This is a genomic window from Aeromicrobium sp. YIM 150415, from assembly GCF_016918125.1.
Classification (GTDB): Bacteria; Actinomycetota; Actinomycetes; order Propionibacteriales; family Nocardioidaceae; genus Aeromicrobium; species Aeromicrobium piscarium.
Genome location: NZ_JAERWM010000010.1, coordinates 67299 through 82795, shown reverse-complemented (window position 1 = coordinate 82795; position 15497 = coordinate 67299). Strand labels below are relative to the sequence as shown.

20 protein-coding genes are annotated in these 15497 nt (G+C 69.4%); 6 read left to right on the top strand and 14 right to left on the bottom strand.

Annotated features, from left to right (window positions below; genetic code table 11):
- The first annotated feature begins 5 nt into the window (after positions 1-5).
- Entirely contained in the window at positions 6-167 is a 162-nt protein-coding gene (locus JL108_RS06040; RefSeq protein ID WP_185972963.1) for a hypothetical protein, read from the top strand.
- Positions 168-321: 154 nt separating this feature from the next.
- On the opposite strand, the gene JL108_RS06035 is transcribed toward JL108_RS06040, so the two are convergent.
- Together JL108_RS06035 and JL108_RS06030 are read right to left on the bottom strand one after the other, a co-directional pair.
- Positions 322-462 carry a hypothetical protein gene (locus JL108_RS06035; protein WP_185972962.1) on the bottom strand — a complete coding sequence of 47 codons (141 nt, stop codon included), beginning with the start codon at positions 460-462 and terminating at the stop codon, positions 322-324.
- Positions 463-534: 72 nt separating this feature from the next.
- Entirely contained in the window at positions 535-1668 is a 1134-nt protein-coding gene (locus JL108_RS06030) for an acyl-CoA dehydrogenase family protein (RefSeq protein ID WP_307837202.1), read from the bottom strand.
- Positions 1669-1728: 60 nt separating this feature from the next.
- On the opposite strand from JL108_RS06030, the gene JL108_RS06025 reads away from it, so the two are divergent.
- Both JL108_RS06025 and JL108_RS06020 read left to right on the top strand, forming a co-directional pair.
- Positions 1729-2322 carry a TetR/AcrR family transcriptional regulator gene (locus tag JL108_RS06025; RefSeq protein WP_240190715.1) on the top strand — a complete coding sequence of 198 codons (594 nt, stop codon included), beginning with the start codon at positions 1729-1731 and terminating at the stop codon, positions 2320-2322.
- The gene (locus JL108_RS06020; RefSeq protein ID WP_205197507.1) at positions 2319-3086 is read left to right on the top strand and encodes an enoyl-CoA hydratase/isomerase family protein; all 768 of its coding nucleotides are present in this window, start codon (positions 2319-2321) and stop codon (positions 3084-3086) included. Before JL108_RS06025 ends, JL108_RS06020 begins: the two co-directional genes overlap by 4 nt.
- A 195-nt stretch (positions 3087-3281) precedes the next feature.
- Here JL108_RS06020 and folP read toward each other — a convergent pair whose 3' ends face one another.
- The 9 genes from folP to JL108_RS05975 all read right to left on the bottom strand — a co-directional run bounded on the left by folP (position 3282) and on the right by JL108_RS05975 (position 10935).
- Positions 3282-4148, bottom strand: a complete 867-nt coding sequence (folP, locus tag JL108_RS06015; RefSeq protein ID WP_205197506.1) for a dihydropteroate synthase — start codon at positions 4146-4148, stop codon at positions 3282-3284.
- Positions 4149-4153: 5 nt separating this feature from the next.
- Positions 4154-4558, bottom strand: coding sequence for an alternative ribosome rescue aminoacyl-tRNA hydrolase ArfB (gene arfB / locus JL108_RS06010; RefSeq protein ID WP_205197505.1), 405 nt, complete (start codon positions 4556-4558; stop codon positions 4154-4156).
- Positions 4555-5073 carry a PadR family transcriptional regulator gene (locus tag JL108_RS06005; protein ID WP_205197504.1) on the bottom strand — a complete coding sequence of 173 codons (519 nt, stop codon included), beginning with the start codon at positions 5071-5073 and terminating at the stop codon, positions 4555-4557. The genes arfB and JL108_RS06005 overlap by 4 nt, the downstream gene beginning before the upstream one ends.
- Before the next feature lie 143 nt (positions 5074-5216).
- Positions 5217-5648 carry a CBS domain-containing protein gene (locus tag JL108_RS06000; protein ID WP_143911763.1) on the bottom strand — a complete coding sequence of 144 codons (432 nt, stop codon included), beginning with the start codon at positions 5646-5648 and terminating at the stop codon, positions 5217-5219.
- 51 nt (positions 5649-5699) lie between these two features.
- Positions 5700-6557 carry an inositol monophosphatase family protein gene (locus JL108_RS05995; RefSeq protein ID WP_205197503.1) on the bottom strand — a complete coding sequence of 286 codons (858 nt, stop codon included), beginning with the start codon at positions 6555-6557 and terminating at the stop codon, positions 5700-5702.
- Positions 6558-6672: 115 nt separating this feature from the next.
- Positions 6673-7662: a ribosome small subunit-dependent GTPase A gene (gene rsgA, locus JL108_RS05990; protein WP_205197502.1), complete on the bottom strand. Its 990-nt coding sequence runs from the start codon at positions 7660-7662 to the stop codon at positions 6673-6675.
- Positions 7659-8921: a 3-phosphoshikimate 1-carboxyvinyltransferase gene (gene aroA / locus JL108_RS05985; RefSeq protein ID WP_205197501.1), complete on the bottom strand. Its 1263-nt coding sequence runs from the start codon at positions 8919-8921 to the stop codon at positions 7659-7661. The genes rsgA and aroA overlap by 4 nt, the downstream gene beginning before the upstream one ends.
- A gap of 3 nt (positions 8922-8924) precedes the next feature.
- Positions 8925-9410 carry a DoxX family protein gene (locus JL108_RS05980; RefSeq protein ID WP_205197500.1) on the bottom strand — a complete coding sequence of 162 codons (486 nt, stop codon included), beginning with the start codon at positions 9408-9410 and terminating at the stop codon, positions 8925-8927.
- A 73-nt stretch (positions 9411-9483) separates the two neighbouring features.
- Positions 9484-10935: an RNA polymerase sigma factor gene (locus JL108_RS05975; protein WP_205197499.1), complete on the bottom strand. Its 1452-nt coding sequence runs from the start codon at positions 10933-10935 to the stop codon at positions 9484-9486.
- 95 nt (positions 10936-11030) lie between these two features.
- On the opposite strand from JL108_RS05975, the gene JL108_RS05970 reads away from it, so the two are divergent.
- The 3 genes from JL108_RS05970 to rsrA all read left to right on the top strand — a co-directional run bounded on the left by JL108_RS05970 (position 11031) and on the right by rsrA (position 12866).
- Positions 11031-11741 carry an SOS response-associated peptidase gene (locus JL108_RS05970; protein WP_143911753.1) on the top strand — a complete coding sequence of 237 codons (711 nt, stop codon included), beginning with the start codon at positions 11031-11033 and terminating at the stop codon, positions 11739-11741.
- An 86-nt stretch (positions 11742-11827) separates the two neighbouring features.
- Positions 11828-12439 (top strand): sigma-70 family RNA polymerase sigma factor, encoded by a 612-nt coding sequence (locus JL108_RS05965; RefSeq protein ID WP_185972960.1) that lies wholly within the window; start codon positions 11828-11830, stop codon positions 12437-12439.
- Between the two features lie 160 nt (positions 12440-12599).
- The gene (gene rsrA, locus JL108_RS05960) at positions 12600-12866 is read left to right on the top strand and encodes a mycothiol system anti-sigma-R factor (RefSeq protein ID WP_143911749.1); all 267 of its coding nucleotides are present in this window, start codon (positions 12600-12602) and stop codon (positions 12864-12866) included.
- A 115-nt stretch (positions 12867-12981) separates the two neighbouring features.
- On the opposite strand, the gene JL108_RS05955 is transcribed toward rsrA, so the two are convergent.
- The 3 genes from JL108_RS05955 to JL108_RS05950 all read right to left on the bottom strand — a co-directional run bounded on the left by JL108_RS05955 (position 12982) and on the right by JL108_RS05950 (position 15339).
- The gene (locus JL108_RS05955; protein ID WP_205197498.1) at positions 12982-14796 is read right to left on the bottom strand and encodes a siderophore-interacting protein; all 1815 of its coding nucleotides are present in this window, start codon (positions 14794-14796) and stop codon (positions 12982-12984) included.
- Between the two features lie 68 nt (positions 14797-14864).
- Positions 14865-14939 carry a 50S ribosomal protein bL37 gene (locus JL108_RS20590; RefSeq protein WP_373887156.1) on the bottom strand — a complete coding sequence of 25 codons (75 nt, stop codon included), beginning with the start codon at positions 14937-14939 and terminating at the stop codon, positions 14865-14867.
- A gap of 31 nt (positions 14940-14970) precedes the next feature.
- Positions 14971-15339 carry a thioesterase family protein gene (locus JL108_RS05950; RefSeq protein WP_205197497.1) on the bottom strand — a complete coding sequence of 123 codons (369 nt, stop codon included), beginning with the start codon at positions 15337-15339 and terminating at the stop codon, positions 14971-14973.
- Positions 15340-15497 lie beyond the last annotated feature (158 nt).

The following is a 15497-nucleotide window of genomic DNA, read 5'->3' as shown; positions in this document are numbered from 1 at the left end:
GAAAAATGCCCGTCGCAGTGCGGTTGGTCCTGTTGCTCGCTGTGGGGATCGCCACCCTCGTGATCGGGCGCCGCAAGCATAAGGACGGACTGGTGTTCGCCGGGGGAGCGCTCACCGCTCTGACGGGCTCGGCGTTCATCGCGTTCACGGCCGTCACGATCCTCTGACGAGCCGGCGAGGACGGCAACGACCCGGCACGCTCCACCCCGGCTGAGCTCGTTCGCGTCGCCGGATGCGAGAGGCAGCCGGTCCTCAGCGGTGGGCCGTCCCGCAGGGAGGGGCACGAAGCGCGGGACAGCTCACCGCCTGCGGGGGAGCGGCTCAGCTCTCGGGTTCGTCGAGGGGGACAGGGCGCTCTTCGTCGGGGAGCACGACCTGATCGGGCTCCTCGTCCTCCCAGACGTCCTCATGCTGTTCGGCGACGTCCTCGGCCGCCGCGGGCTCGATCAACGGATCGGTCATGATGGAACCTCCTCAGTGAATGGCCGTAGGTCCAGGAGACCACGGTGGCCAAACGCTCGCAGGCCGGTCGGACTACTGCTTCTTCAGCCCGCGTCCGATGACGAGGCGTTGGATCTGATTGGTGCCTTCGAAGATCTGCATGACCTTGGTCTCGCGCATGTAGCGCTCGACGGGGAAGTCGCGCGTGTAACCGGCTCCGCCGAGGACCTGGACGGCGTCGGTGGTCACCTTCATCGCGTTGTCGGTCGCGACGAGCTTGGCGATCGAGGCCTGCTGTCCGAAGGGGAGTCCCGCGTCGCGTCGCCGGGCGGCCGCGAGGTACGTCGCGCGTGCCGACTCCACTGCGGCGGCCATGTCGGCGAGGACGAAGGTGAGTCCCTGGTGGTCGATGATCGGCTTGCCGAAGGTCTCGCGTTCCTTCGCGTAGGCGATGGCGACGTCCAGTGCGCCCTGGGCCACTCCGGTCGCGACTGCCGCGATCCCCAGGCGTCCGGCGTCCAGGCCGGCCAGCGCGATGGACAACCCCTGTCCCTCGTCGCCGAGGCGGCGCTCGACGGGGACCCTCACGCCGTCGAACAGCATCGTCGCCGTGGTCGAGCCCATCAGGCCCATCTTGTCCTCGGGCGGGTCCGCGCTGAGTCCGTCGGCGTCGGCGGGCACGAGGAAGCAGGTGATGCCTGCGTCGGTCTTGGCCATCACCTTGTAGAAGTCGGCCTGGCCGCCGTGCGTGGTCCAGGCCTTGGCGCCCTCGATGACGTACTCGTCTCCCGCGCGTCGGGCCGTAGTGCGCATGGCTGCGGGGTCCGAGCCGGCGTGGGCCTCCGAGAGGCAGTAGGCGCCGAGCAGTTCGCCGCCGAGCATGTCGGGAAGCCAGCGCTCCCGCTGGTCCTGCGTGCCCGCGGTGAACAGGCCGAAGCACGACAGCGCGTGCACACTCGTTCCCACCCCGACCGAGGCCCACGCGGTGCCGATCTCCTCGAGCACCTGGAGGTAGACCTCATAGGGCTGGCCGCCACCGCCGTACTCCTCCGGATAGGGGAGTCCGAGCAGGCCCGCTCGGCCGAGGGTGCGGAAGGCGTCGCGCGGAAAGGTGCCCTGGCGCTCGTGGGAGTCCACGACGGGGCGCAGCTGCTCGTCGACGATGCGACGGGTGAGGCTGATCAGGTCCTCTGCCTCTGTCGTGGGCAGCATCCGTTCGGCGGGCACAGCGACCCCTTTCGATACCAGGAACAGTACTCCGGAACTGTATCGGGTACTCTCGCCGACGTGAACAGCGAGACGGTGTCGCGAGGTCGAGGCGAGAGCGCTCGCCAGGCACTCGTCGAGGACCTCATCGCTCTCTACCTCGCCGAGGGCTTCCTCCGTTTCGGCATGGCGGATCTCGCCGCCCGCCTGCGATGCTCCAAGTCGACGCTCTACGCCATCGCGGGGAGCAAGGAGCGCATCATCGTCACCGCAGTCCGCGCCTTCTTCCGCCGCGCGACCGAGAGGGTCGAGGACGCCATCGCCGGCCAGGAGGAGAGCCCGCAGGCGGTGAGCCTCTACCTGGAGGCGATCGCGGCACAGCTGCGCCCTGCCTCCCCGCGGTTCTTCGCCGATCTCGATGCTTTCGAGCCGGCGGGGGAGATCTATCGGCAGAACACTCAGTACGCGGCACGGCGGGTTCAGCAGCTCGTGCGGGCGATCGACGACGCGCCCGGCCCGCTGACCTCGGCCTTTGCCGGTGCCGTGGCGGGCCAGCTCATGGAAGCCATCCATCGCGGGGAGATCGAGGCACTGACCGGCCTCGACGATGCCTCGGCCTATCACCAACTCGCCGCCCTCTTGACGGCCGGCGCCCAGGAAGGACGACACCGATGAACGATGACCGACCGACAGTGACGACGACCGTGGAGGGGGCCGTTGGTTACGTAACCTTCGACCGCCCCACGGATGCCAATGCCCTCGATCTGCCGACCTCGCGCGCCCTGGAGGCCGCGGTGGAGGCGATGGGCGCCGACGAGCGGGTGCGTGCCGTGGTGCTGCGGGGCAACGGCCGGGTGTTCTGTGCCGGCGGCGACCTCGCGGCGATGGTGGGCGAGGACGATCGCAGTGCCTATCTGCGTGAGCTGGTGGACTCCGCGCACCGTGCGGTCGAGGCGATGCAGGTTCTCCCGAAGCCGCTGATCGTCGCCGTCCAGGGAGCCGCGGCGGGGATCGGCTTCTCCTTCGCGCTGGGGGCCGACCTCGTGGTGGCCACCGAGTCGGCGAAGTTCGTCACCGCCTACACGTCGGTCGGTCTGACTCCCGATGGCGGGATGTCCTGGCTGTTGCCGCGGGCGGTCGGTCAGCAGCGGGCTCTCGACCTGATCGTGTCGGGGCGGCCGCTCCCGGCGCCGGAGGCGCGGGACTGGGGAATCGTCGGCCGCCTCTGCGCTGACGACGCGCTGGACGCGACGGTGGCCGAGGTGGCGGGATCGTTGGCCGATCGTCCGATGACGGCGATCGGCGAGGCCCGCCGATTGGTGCGGTCGTCGTGGGAGCGCCCGCTCTCCGCGCATCTCGAGGCCGAGGCCGAGTCGATCTCCTCGATCGTCGCGACCGAGGAGGCCGGAGACCACATCGCCCGCTTCCTGAAGCGCTGACGACCCGCATGGTGTGTGCCGGGCGACGAAGGATGTGACTCTGTGGTCGTCATGGCAACCACAGAGTCACATCCTTCGTCCCGGCGATGACAGTAGATGTGACTCGGTGGTTGCTATAGCCGCCACGAAGACACATCCTCCGTCAGGCTGCCTCGGGGACGAGACCGCGCGTGGGGAGGGCAGGACCGCCCTGGGTCAAGCGAGACCGCGGCGTGGGCGGGCGACAGGGCGTTCACCGCGCAGCGTCGCGATCATCTCGAGGACTCGCCGGGTCGCGACGATGTCATGGGCCCGGAAGACCGCCGCGCCCTTCCACGCCGCGATCGCCGTCGCCGCCAGGGTGCCTTCGAGGCGGTCTCCGACGCCGAGGTCGAGGGTCTCGCCGACGAAGTCCTTACGGCTCAACGCCATGAGCACGGGCCAGCCCGTCGCGACCAGCTCGTCGGTCCTGCGCAGGAGCTCGAGCCCGTGGAAGGTGTTCTTGCCGAAGTCATGGGTCGGGTCGATGAGGATGCCCTCGCGCGGGACGCCGAGTCCCGCGAGACGCTCCGCTGCCGCCGTGGTCTCGTCGATCACGTCGGCGACGACATCGTCGTACCGGGCACGGATCGGATCGGTGCGAGGGCGGACGCCGCCGGTATGGGAGCACACATAGCCGCAGCCGTGGTCGGCCGCGACCACTCCCAGAGCCGGGTCGACACCCGCCCAGGTGTCGTTGAGGAGATCCGCGCCAGCGCGTACGGCGGCATCACCGACCTCGGCGCGCCAGGTGTCGATGCTGACCGCCACGTCCGGGAAGCGGTCGCGCACCGTCTCGATGAAGGGTACGGTCCGGCTGATCTCCTCGGTGACGGTGACCTCGTCGCCTGTGCCCGCCTTGACGCCGCCGATGTCCACGATGTCGGCGCCCTCGTCGATCGCCCGGGCGACCGCGTCGATGGCACGCGACGGCTCGAAGGTGGCGCCGCGATCGAAGAACGAATCCGGTGTGCGGTTGACGATCGCCATGACCAGAGCGCGATCGCGCTCGACCTCGCGACCGCGCAAGCGAAGGGCTGGCATGGGACTCAGGGTTCCATACGGCGCTGACGCTTGATGTCGCCGCGGCGCCGTTTGGCATCGAGCCGGCGTTGATCGGCGGCCTTGGAGACGCGTGTCGGCCGACGGCGCTTGGCCGGTGTGATCGCCGCTTCCACGAGGTCGATCAGACGTGCCCGTGCGGTCTCGCGGTTGCGGTGTTGTGAACGGTACTGCGAGGAGACGACGGTGATGGTGCCGTCTCGCAGCCGGGAACGCAGCCGTTCGCGGACACGTTGCTTCTCCGCCTCGTCGAGAACCGTGGTGCGGTCCAGCGACCAGCGCAGCTCGACACGGGTGTCGCTGGTGTTGACGTGCTGGCCGCCAGGCCCCGACGAGCGAGTGAACTTCCAGTTCAGCTCGTCGTCGGGGATCCGGACGCGCCGGGCCGTCATGCGTCGGCGAGGACGCGGTACAGCGACTTGCGGGCATCCGCGAGGATCTCGGAGGCCTGCTGGCGCTGCTCGTCCGTTCCTGCCTGCATGACCTGCGTCCAGGCGCCGATCAGCGACCGCAGGGACTCGGCGGACTCGCGTGCGGGCTGCCCGCCCCGTTCCTCGGCCACCTGCCACGGCGTGCCGAAGGTCTCGCGATGCTCCTCGAGGTAGGCACGGCCGGCCTCGGTGAGCTGCGCGGTCTTGCGACCCTCCACGCGTTCGAAGGTGATGAGTCCTTCGTCCTCGAGCTGTTGGAGGACCGGATAGACCGAGCCGGGGCTGGGTGTCCATTCGCCCTCGCTGCGCTCGCCGATCTCGGTGATGAGCTGGTAGCCGTGCATGGGCGACTCCTCGAGGAGGAGGAGGACCGCCGCGCGGACATCGCCGCCGCGTCCTCGTCGTCCGCCGCGTCCTCGCCGTCCGCGTGGACCTCCGAACCCGAAGCGGGCGAGGTGTTCGAGGTGTTGATCCATCTCGTGGGGATTGAATGGACGGCGTGGTGCGCGTCCAGGGGTGTCGTGGGGTCCCATGGGGGACCTCCTTTCGTATCGTCGTCACATTAACGATATATCGAAATAGTGTCGACGACAAGAGAGGTGATCGAGAACACGGGGATTCAGCCCTGGACGTACTGTTCGAGCTGGTCGCGCTCGAACTGCAGCTGGTCCATGCGGTACTTCACGGCATCGCCGATGCTCACCAGCCCCACCAGTCGCCCGTCGTCGACGACGGGGACGTGGCGGACCCGGTACTCGGTCATCGTGGCGGTGAGCTCGGCCAGCGGGGTCTCCGGTGAGCAGACCTGGATCTGCTCGGACATGATCGTGGCCACGGTCGCGGTGCGCGGATCCTCCACGCCCCGCAATTTGCGCACGATATCGCGCTCGGACACGATGCCGGCGATCGCGTCATCGTCATCGCGGCGGACGACGAGCGCGCCGATATTGAGCTCGGCGAGCACGTCGAGCAGTTGCGACACGCTGGCATCGGGACTGATGGTGAAGACCTCGTCGCTTCCCTTCGAGGTCAGGACATCGTTGACTCGCATGGAACACCTCCGGGTGCAGCGAGTGTAGCTCAGATCACACGACGGAGCCTCTTAGTGTCGACCGAAGTCGAGGTGGCGCACGTTGTCGTCCGGGTCGGGCTCGTCATCGGGGAAGTAGCCGACGAACGCCATCGAGGCGTCGTGCAGGCGACCGTTCGTGGCCAGTGCGTTTCCGCCCCAGGGTCCGGGGTGGCCGTCCAGTCCGGTGAAGGTGCCACCGGCCTCTCGCACGATGACGTCGAGCGCGGCCATGTCCCACAGGTTCAGCTCGGGCTCGGCGGCGACGTCCACGGCACCCTCGGCGAGCAGCATGTACGACCAGAAGTCGCCGTAGGCCCGCGTGCGCCACGCCCGCGAGAGGAGTTCGAGGAACTCGGCCTGCTTGCCGATCTCGGCCCAACCGCCGAGTGAGGAGTAGGAGATCGACGAGTTGGAGAGGTCGGTCACCTGCGAGACCTCGATCTGACGCGAGCTCAACAGTGACTTGCCTGTGTGCGCGCCGCCGGCCTTCGAAGCCCACCAGCGGCGGCCGAGGGCGGGTGCGGAGACGCAGCCCACGACGATCTCGCCCGCCTCCTCCAGCGCGATGAGGGTCGCCCACACCGGCACGCCTCGCACGAAGTTCGAGGTGCCGTCGATCGGGTCGACGATCCAGCGCCGCTCGGACGAGGAAGCGGTGCCCTCGGTCTCGCCTTCCTCCTCGCCGAGCACGATATCGCGGCTGCGGGCCGAGGCGAGGGTGCGCCGGATCGTCGCCTCGACCGCTCGGTCGGACTCCGTCACATAGGTCAGGTCGGGCTTGGTCGAGACGCTGAGATCGACCGCGCCGAAGCGGTCCATGCTGAGGTTGTCGGCCGAGTCGGCCAGCACGTGCGCGAGACGCAGGTCGTCCAAGTACGGGGTGGCCATGGGCTCAGCGTAACGAAACGCCCGGGCGGCCCGCGCGAAGGCAGGTGGGCGGTGCGTCAGCACGCAGATCAGGCCCTCGGGTGCGGGATGACGCACCGCCCAATGGCGTCAGGCGTCAGTAGTCGGTGGCGAGCGATCGACTGGACAGGATGCGCCGGAAGGACTCGACCCGGGCGCGGGGCAGCTCGCCGGCCGCGATCGCCGCGTCGAGTGCGCACTCGGGCTCCTCGGCCAGATGCGTGCATCCTCGTGGACAGTCGCGCGCCACGGCATCGAGATCGTCGAAGGCACGGATGATGTGATCGGTCTCCACATGCCGCAGCCCGAACGAGCGGATCCCGGGCGTGTCGATGATCGACCCCGGGAACGGCAGCCGCAGCAGTTGCGCGGAGGTGGAGGTGTGGCGCCCCCGGCCGGTGACCTCGTTGACATGGCTGGTCGCGCGGTCCGCCTGGGGCACGAGGGCGTTGACCAGCGTGGACTTGCCGACGCCGCTGTGCCCGACGAGCACGCTTGTGCGATCGCGCAACAGGGTTCGCAGCTCATCGAGATCCCCACCACGATGGGTCACGACGACCCGGACGTCGAGCGGATCGAGCAGCGTGAGCATCTCCTCGGGGGAGCCGAGGTCGGCCTTGGTGAAGCACACCAGAGGCTCGATCCCGGCATCGTAGGCGGCGACCAGGCATCGATCGATGAGCCCGGCGCGCGGGGGAGGGTCGGCGAGGGCCTGGACGATCACCAGCTGGTCGGCATTCGCGACGACCACCCGCTCGAGGGCTTCGTCGTCGTCCGCCGTGCGGCGCAGCACGGTGCGACGAGGGAGGACCTCGACGATCCGCGCGAGCGTGCCGTCACGTCCGGAGAGATCGCCCACCACTCGCACCTCGTCTCCGACGACCACGCCCTGCCTGCCCAGTGGCCGTGACTTCATCGCCGTGACGGGGCCGCCGTCGAGGTCGAGGGTGTAACGGCCACGATCGATCGTGACCACCTGGGCCACCGCGGCATCGTCGTAGTCCGGGCGCTCCTTGGTGCGCGGGCGGCTTCCGCGCCGCCGGGGGCGGTCATAGGCCTCGTGCTCGTCGCGCTCGCGACGAGTCATCGGCACAGCTCCGTCCAGTCGGCGGGGAAGTCCGGGTAGGTCTTCGCCGTGGTCTCGATGTCCGCCACCACCAGGCCGGGGACCGCGAGTCCCAGCACCGCCGCGGCGTGGGCCATGCGGTGATCGTGGTAGGTGCCGAAGACCCCGGCGTGCAGCCGCCGCGGCACGATGCGCAGGCCGTCGGCGGTCTCGGTGACCTCACCTCCGAGGGCGTTGATCTCGGTGGCGAGCGCGGCGAGCCGGTCGGTCTCGTGCCCGCGGAGATGGGCGATCCCTCGTAGCGTCGAGGGGCCGTCGGCCAGGGCCGCGAGCGCCGCGACCACCGGCGTCAGCTCGCCGACATCGTGGAGATCCAGATCCACGCCCGTGAGTGCGGTGTCGCTCGAGAACACCAGGGCGTCGTCGTCGCGATGCACCGAGCCTCCGAAGGCGGGGACGATCCACCGCCAGGCGTCGCCGGCCTGGTCGGTGTCCTCGGGCCACTGGTGGACGCGAACCCTCCCGCCCGTGACCAGGGCCGCGGCGACGAAGGGCCCGGCATTCGACAGGTCGGGCTCGATCGTCACGTCCCGTGCGGCGATCGGACCGGGGTGGACGGTCCAGCTGGAGGTCCCGGCATCGACCCGCACGCCGCGCTCGCGCAGCTGGGTGATGGTCATCTCGATATGAGGCTGCGAGGGGAGGGCATCGCCGATGTGCCGGATCCGCAGCCCGTCGGGAAACCGTGCGCCGACGAGCAGCAGTGCCGAGACGAACTGACTCGATGCCGATGCATCGATCGCGATCTCGCCGCCGCGGGCATCCGGCTGCGGACGCACGGTGAAGGGGAGGCTGGCTCGGTCCTGGTCATCGACCTCCGCGCCGAGGGCTCGCACGCCGGCGATGGTGCCTGTCATCGGCCGTTCGCGCGCCCGAGGGTCGCCGTCGAAGGTCACTGGGGCGTGTCCGAGGGCCGCGATGGGAGGAACGAAGCGCATGACGGTACCGGCCAGGCCGCAATCGATCTCGACCGGGGCATCCCCGAACTCGATGGGGCGGATGGTCCACTGCTGTGCCTGGCGCTCGATCTGGGCCCCGAGCGATTCGAGTGCCGCGGCCATGAGGTCGGTGTCGCGCGAGACGAGCGGCCGCTCGACACGCGACTCGTCCTCGCCGAGTGCGGCGAGGACGAGTACGCGGTTGGTGAGTGACTTCGAGCCCGGGATGGTGACATCGGCCCCAAGGGGACGGCTGCGAACGGGAGCGGGCCAGTCGGTCACGCCTCAGCTCCGCAGGTCATCGACCTGATCGGCGATGGCGTGCCCGGTGTCGACCACCTTCTTCTTGGCACGGGCGCCGATCCAGCGCTTCTTGGGGTCAGGGTCGAGGGTCGACAACAGCAGACCACCGGTCATCGAGACGTTCTTGGCGAAGTGGATCGCCTGGTTGCGTCGTGCATCCGGATCCGTCTCGTTCCAGAACTGGTGTCCCACCGCTGTGGTGGCGGGCATCGTCGCCGCGAGCGCCAGGGCACTCGCGCGCGGGAAGCGCCCGGTGGCCAAGGCCAGTCCGGCGGCGACGTGCACGGCGGCATTGAGCCGTACGAGGTTCGTGGCCGAGACGGGGGCGGCAGGGGCGATCGAGCGCGCCGCGTCCGCGATCGGCTCGACCTTGGGAGCCATCGCGGAGGCGTTGCGCAGCGCCATCGTGCCGCCGTAGACGAACATAGTGGCGAGCATGGGCCGGGCTACGGTGCGCAGAAGCGTCATAGGTCATTCTTACCGCACCCGGACGAGCCCGGCATCCGCGACCTGAGTCGCTCATCCGTCGGCCGTGGCGGGGTCACTCCGTGGTTGGACGACGCGTGTCGTCATCACCCGAGGTCGGGGCGTCGCCGCCGCTGGGCCCTGGGGTGTCCTCGGGGACGGGCCCGGGCTTGGGCGGCGGGGTCTCCCCGCCGGCCCACGGGCCGAAGGAGAAGGAATGGCCGCGCGGCGATCCCGACGTATCGCTCGACCACACGTGGGCCCGGCCACGGACCTCATCGGCGACCACCGTCACCGAGGCCCGAGCGGTCTCACCGGGCCGCAGCGTCCGGGTGCAGGTCACTGCACTCGAGGACGGGGCGCAGGAGAGGCCGGAGGCGCCGGAGAATCTGAAGGTCGTGTCGATATCGAAGCGCACTGTGACCTGTCGGGCGCCCGGCGAGGCCTGCTCGCCGACCAGCTGCAGATTCATGCGGACGAGGCGCTGGCCCCCGGTGGCGAGCCGGTCCGGATCGCCGAAGGCGAAGCCGACGCCCATGGCGGCGGGCGGCGCGCTCGGTGGAGGAGCGTCGGGTGGCTGTGTCGAGGGCGCAGGGGCTTCGGTCGAGGGTTCGGGCGTGTCCTCGTCGTCCGGCGAGGGCTCGGCCGTGGTGGGTTCGGTGCTCTCCGGCGTGGGCTCCTCAGGGGTCTCGGGATCCGGTGTGGGAGAGGCGCTGGCGCTCGGCACGGACGGAAGACCACCCCACGCGGTGGGGACGCTGGAAGGGCCCCACTGGGCGACTGCGAGCGCGCCCGCGCTCGTGGCCGCGAGGAGGGTGGCGGCGGTGGCGATGAGAACCGCGGGCACCCAGCGCGGACGCACAGGAGCGGCGCGCCGTGAGGTGGGCTCGCGCAGGTAGCGTCCCGCCACGGGCCCGAGGGTCGCTGCGGCCAGCTCGTGGGCATGGGTGAGGTCCTCGACGGCCCACCACAGGCCGAGGCACGTGGCGCACGCGTCGGCGTGGGCCGAGAGATCGTCCAGATGGGTGCGCGCATGCAGGGCGGCGGCATCCTCGCGCTGGCGAGTGAGATAGGCCGTCCGCAGGGCGGTCTCCGCTCCGGCCCGGAGCGCGGGGATCTCTTGGGGCCGGACGCCGGCCACGAGGGCCGTCTCGGCGGCCGGAGCCTCCTCGACGACCGTGTGCCAGAGGACCGTGCGATGAACCGGTGTCAGGCTCTGCCAGGCACGCGACGCCGCGGAGTCGGGAGACACCGCGCCGTGGGCATCGAGCGTGAGTCCGAGCAGCCATGGGCGGATCGCCGCATCGTCGGCCTCTCCGGCGAGCACGCGGGACAGCCCTTCGGCGAACACGGTGCCGACGAGCGCCTCGGAGGCTCGCTCACGGGTCAGGCAGACCGCGAGATGCTCGACAGCCGGGCGGTGACGATCGAAGAGCGCTGAGTAAGCGGTGGCGTCCCCCGCCTGGGCAGCACTGACCAACGCCTCATCGCTGCGCTGCGAAGTGCGCTGGGCGTCGTCGGCTCTCATACTGTCCCCGGGGTCGGCGTCGTCTGCCTCTCATCCTAGGCAAGGACTCCACATCCGTCAGGCGACTCGCTGGATGGGGCTGGCACCATGACGACATGTGCGGCCGATACGCGACGTCACGAACGTCGTCGCAACTGGAACGGGACTTCGAGGCGAGGCTGGGCGACCTGCACGTCGAGGCCGAGGCGGACTACAACGCCGCGCCCACCAAGCCTGAGCCTCTCATCGTGGGCCGGCGGGACGAGTCGGGATCCTGGCGAGAGGTCGTGACGGCGCGCTGGGGACTGATCCCCTCCTGGGCCAAGGACCCCTCTATCGGCAACAAGCTCATCAACGCCCGCTCTGAGACCGTCGCGGAGAAGCCGTCCTTCCGGAGGGCCTTCGCCTCTCGTCGTGCCGTGGTGCCCGCCGACGGGTTCTACGAGTGGTATCAGCCCCAGGCCGGTGCCGATGGAGCGAAACCGCGCAAGCAGCCCTTCTACCTCACCGGCCGGGAGGGTGCAGGACTCGGGCTCGCCGGGATCTACGAGTTTTGGAAGGACCCGGAGGGCACCTGGGTGCTCAGCTACAGCATCCTGACGACGTCGGCGGAGGGTGACGACGGACGGCTGCACGACCGCGCTCCGCTGCTGGTTCCCTCCGGCATCGGTGACGACTGGCTGGATCGCGACGTGCCCGGCGCGCAGCTGCTGCCGGAACTCGTCCCCGCCACGCCCGGGGTGCTCGACGCCTGGCCGGTCTCGCTCGCGGTCAACAACGTGCGCAACAACGGTCCCGAACTGGTCGAGCCGGTCGCGGCGGAATAGGCCGGCGGGTCCGCGCGTTGTTGCTGCAGAGGAGGTAGTCGATGCTCGCGTGTCCTGAGAGGCCGATCCCCGTAGACTTCGAGGAGATGGCCACCGACGACGTCGTACTCAACGAGGAAACCCCCGAACAGCGCCAAGCGCGGTTCGAGGCCGATGCTCTGCCGTTCCTGGATCAGCTGTACTCGGCGGCGCTGCGCATGACGCGCAATCCCGCCGATGCCGAGGACATCGTCCAGGAGACCTACGCCAAGGCGTTCAGCTCGTTCCACCAGTTCAAGCCCGGCACCAATCTCAAGGCCTGGCTGTACCGGATCCTGACCAATACCTACATCAACTCGTACCGCAAGAAGCAGCGTCAGCCGCAGCAGGTCACCGAGGAGATCGAGGACTGGCAGGTAGCCGCCGCGGAGGCGCACACGTCGAGCGGACTGAAGTCCGCGGAGATGGAGGCCCTCGAGCGGATGCCTGACAGCGACGTCAAGGAGGCGCTCCAGGCGCTGCCGGAGGACTTCCGTTACGCGGTCTATCTCGCCGATGTCGAGGGTTTCCCGTACAAGGAGATCGCCGAGATCATGGACACGCCCATCGGCACCGTGATGTCGCGCCTGCACCGCGGCCGTCGCCAGTTGCGCGAGATGCTGACCGACTACGCCCGGGGCCGCGGCATGGCCGTCGCGAAGGCGGGTGACGACGCATGAGCGAGCGCAGCGAGCGAACGATGGGTACTGACGAATGCCGCCATCGGCCTAGCGTTCTTTCCTGTGGCGGTGGCGGCATGAGCGAGCGCAGCGAGCGAACGATGGGTACTGACGAATGCCGCCATCGGCCTAGCGTTCTTTTCTGTGAGGCGGTGGCGGCATGAGCCAGTGCGACGGACCCGAGTGCACGGAAGCGCTCCAGAAGCTCTACCTGTTCATCGACCATGAACTCGAGGACGCCAGCTGCGAGCAGATCCAGGCGCATATCGACAACTGCCGCGACTGCCTGACCGAGTACGAGATCGATGTGCTCGTCAAGGCGCTGCTCTCGCGCTCGTGCAGCGAGACGGCGCCGCCGCCCCTGCGCGAGCGTGTCCTGCTGTCGATCCGCACCGTCCACGTCGAGTTCCGCGAACAAGCCGACTGACCGTCTTCTCGTTGAGCGTGAGTCCTCGGTGAGTGTGACGTTTGGACGGTCGAATGCCCGATGTCACCGTCCAAACGTTCCCCCTACTCGCTGCGCTCGTGGGAGGTACCCCCACTCAGCGGGTGAGGGTGTAGAGGCGCACGCCCCAGCCCGCGTCGCGTTCGTCGACGATCGTGTACGGCGAGTCCGCGACGAGGGCGCGCAGTGATGCCTCGTCGCGCAGACCCGTTCCGTGAGCGCACCAGTGCAGGAGCTGTGCGGCGGCCTCCTCGTGATCGTGGGGGTCGTCGGCCACTCGTTCGACGAGCACGATCCGCCGCGCCGTGAACTGGCCGAGCGCCAACGCCGCGTCCGCATCGGCGAGAGTCTTCAGGAGATCCACCGTCAGGACCACGTCGCCGGTGACCGAGAGCGGGGCGAGCGGATGCGCGCGATGGGCCGTCACTCGCCCGGCCTGAGTCAGCGATTCGGCGAAGACGACCTCGAGCTCGGACGGCAGGCCCACGAGCGTCGCCGTGATGTCCGGCGCCTGCCGCAGCACCGCTTCGAGCACGTGACCCGCCCCCGGGCCGAGCGTGACGACGTGCTCATAGCGAGTCCAGTCATGGCGCTGAGCGATCGACGGTGCCACCCACTGGGTGTTCTCCTCGCCCAACCGCCGCAGGGACGCGACGAGGTCGGGGTCGTCCGCGGTGCGCTCGGCCACCGTGCGGGTCGGTCGGCCGTTCACGATGACATCGGGGAGATCGGCGATGCTCAGGTGGAGCATCGCCTCGATGCCGTCGAGGCGGTACTCCTCGAGGGAATGTCCGTCCCCGGCCATCTCGGACCCCATCAGGTCGAGTCCGTAGACTCCCGCCTCGAACGTGGCGATCTGCTCGGCGACCAGCACGTCGAGCAGGGCTCGCAGTGAAGGGGCGTGGAGACCCAGCCGGGAGGCGAGGGTCTCGGCCGACTGCGGCTCGGCGTCGAGCGCCTCGATCACGCCGGTGGTGACGGCGACCCGGATCGCGAACGGTGTCGTCAGATCGGTGAGCTCGTGGAGGCGCTCGTGGCGGGCGATGCGTTCGTCATCGGCGACATCGTCGGTCGGGACGCCGGAGTCGTCGGTGGTCACCTCGGTACGGCGCCAGTACCCGGTCAGATCGAGGCAGTCGCGCGGGACCTGACGCTCGTGGACCAGGTGGGCACGGATCGGCTTGAGCGTCGCGGCCTCGCCGGCCACCCAGCAGTAGGCATCGCCCGGGCGCCAGTCCAGCTCGCGGATCGCCTTCTCCAACAGATCGGTGGTGCCGGGCTCCGCGCCGTCGCGATGCAGCCAGGTGAGCTCCGTGTTGGGCCCCACCCGCAGTTCCTGCTCATGTCCCGCCTCGGCGACTTCGACGAACACCGTCGCCGGCATGGAGGGGTCCAGTTCCTCCAGCAGTCGTCCGATGGCCGGAAGGGCCGTCTCGTCGCCGGCGATGAGCAGCCAGTCGACATCGTGGGGGACTGCGGAGGACATCTTCGGACCCGCGATCCAGGCCGAGTCGCCGACGCGGACGTTCTCGGCCCAGCGAGTGGCGAAGCCGGCCTCGTGGCGGACGAAATCCAGGTCGAGCTCCCCGGCCTCGGGATCCCAGCGTCGCGGAGTGTAGTCCTTGGCGATCGGCCGGGTGTCAGGTGCCTTCCAGTCCAGGTGGCCCTCGACCTGTACCGGGAGCACCGGCCGCTCCTCGCCCGCGCCGGGAACGAAGACCTTGACGTGATCATCGAAGCCGTCGTTGCGCAGCTCCGGGACGTCGATGCCGTCGGGCGTGGTGAAGGCGCGCAGCTGCTCGCCGCGCAAGGTGATGCGCCGCATGCCCGGCGTCACGTCGTGGACGGCGGCCACCTCCAGCTCGCGCAGGCTGATGGGGAACATCTCGACATCGCGGCGTAGTCGTGGCATGCGAGTAAGGCTACCCTCACATGACGAGAGCCCCACCGGGGGTGGGGCTCTCGGACGTCAGTGACGACTCACGCGTTGGGGCGCTTGCCGTGGTTCGCGTTCTTCTTGCGACGCGCGCGGCGCTTGCGGCCGGTCTTACCCATGAGGTCCTCCTGATCTCGACGCTTCGGTGCCCTAGTTTCCCACATCGGGGACACGGGCGTTGAATCGCTCCCGGTCCACGACGATGCGCCGGATCTCACCGGCGGCCACGAGGGTGCCGTGCTCGTCGTGGGCGGCGACCTGGAAGCGGTGGAGCCGGCCGTCCTGATGGGCGAGGGAGGCGGTGGCCGTGATGGTCGCTCCGATCGCGCTCGGAGCACGGTGGTCGACCTCGATCCGCGTGCCGACGCTCGTCTGCCGCTCGTCGATGTCGAGGACCGCGCAGGTCGCCTCCTCCAGCCAGGCGATCACGACGGGGGTCCCGAGGACCTCCAGGTCCCCGCTGCCGACCGCCCGTGCGGTGTGCTCGGCGGTCACGACATGGGTCACGGTGCTGGCCATGGTGCGACCCTAGTGGTCTGAGGACGCCCCGGCGAACTCGGTGGCGGTGCGTGCTCAACCCTTCCTCGCCAGCGGCGGTACGCGGTCAACCTCATCGAGTCGTCATGAGGTTGCCGATGTACCGCCAACGGTGGCGAGAGGTTGACCACCTACCGCCA

Excerpts from the sequence above, each read along its gene's own strand:
- JL108_RS06040 (WP_185972963.1), top strand. The coding sequence starts at position 6 with ATGCCCGTCGCAGTGCGGTTGGTCCTGTTGCTCGCTGTGGGGATCGCC.
- JL108_RS06035 (WP_185972962.1), bottom strand. The coding sequence starts at position 462 with ATGACCGATCCGTTGATCGAGCCCGCGGCGGCCGAGGACGTCGCCGAA.
- JL108_RS06020 (WP_205197507.1), top strand. The coding sequence starts at position 2,319 with ATGAACGATGACCGACCGACAGTGACGACGACCGTGGAGGGGGCCGTT.
- folP (WP_205197506.1), bottom strand. The coding sequence starts at position 4,148 with ATGCCAGCCCTTCGCTTGCGCGGTCGCGAGGTCGAGCGCGATCGCGCT.
- arfB (WP_205197505.1), bottom strand. The coding sequence starts at position 4,558 with ATGACGGCCCGGCGCGTCCGGATCCCCGACGACGAGCTGAACTGGAAG.
- JL108_RS06005 (WP_205197504.1), bottom strand. The coding sequence starts at position 5,073 with ATGGATCAACACCTCGAACACCTCGCCCGCTTCGGGTTCGGAGGTCCA.
- JL108_RS06000 (WP_143911763.1), bottom strand. The coding sequence starts at position 5,648 with ATGCGAGTCAACGATGTCCTGACCTCGAAGGGAAGCGACGAGGTCTTC.
- JL108_RS05995 (WP_205197503.1), bottom strand. The coding sequence starts at position 6,557 with ATGGCCACCCCGTACTTGGACGACCTGCGTCTCGCGCACGTGCTGGCC.
- rsgA (WP_205197502.1), bottom strand. The coding sequence starts at position 7,662 with ATGACTCGTCGCGAGCGCGACGAGCACGAGGCCTATGACCGCCCCCGG.
- JL108_RS05980 (WP_205197500.1), bottom strand. The coding sequence starts at position 9,410 with ATGACGCTTCTGCGCACCGTAGCCCGGCCCATGCTCGCCACTATGTTC.
- JL108_RS05975 (WP_205197499.1), bottom strand. The coding sequence starts at position 10,935 with ATGAGAGCCGACGACGCCCAGCGCACTTCGCAGCGCAGCGATGAGGCG.
- JL108_RS05970 (WP_143911753.1), top strand. The coding sequence starts at position 11,031 with ATGTGCGGCCGATACGCGACGTCACGAACGTCGTCGCAACTGGAACGG.
- JL108_RS05965 (WP_185972960.1), top strand. The coding sequence starts at position 11,828 with ATGGCCACCGACGACGTCGTACTCAACGAGGAAACCCCCGAACAGCGC.
- rsrA (WP_143911749.1), top strand. The coding sequence starts at position 12,600 with ATGAGCCAGTGCGACGGACCCGAGTGCACGGAAGCGCTCCAGAAGCTC.
- JL108_RS05955 (WP_205197498.1), bottom strand. The coding sequence starts at position 14,796 with ATGCCACGACTACGCCGCGATGTCGAGATGTTCCCCATCAGCCTGCGC.
- JL108_RS05950 (WP_205197497.1), bottom strand. The coding sequence starts at position 15,339 with ATGGCCAGCACCGTGACCCATGTCGTGACCGCCGAGCACACCGCACGG.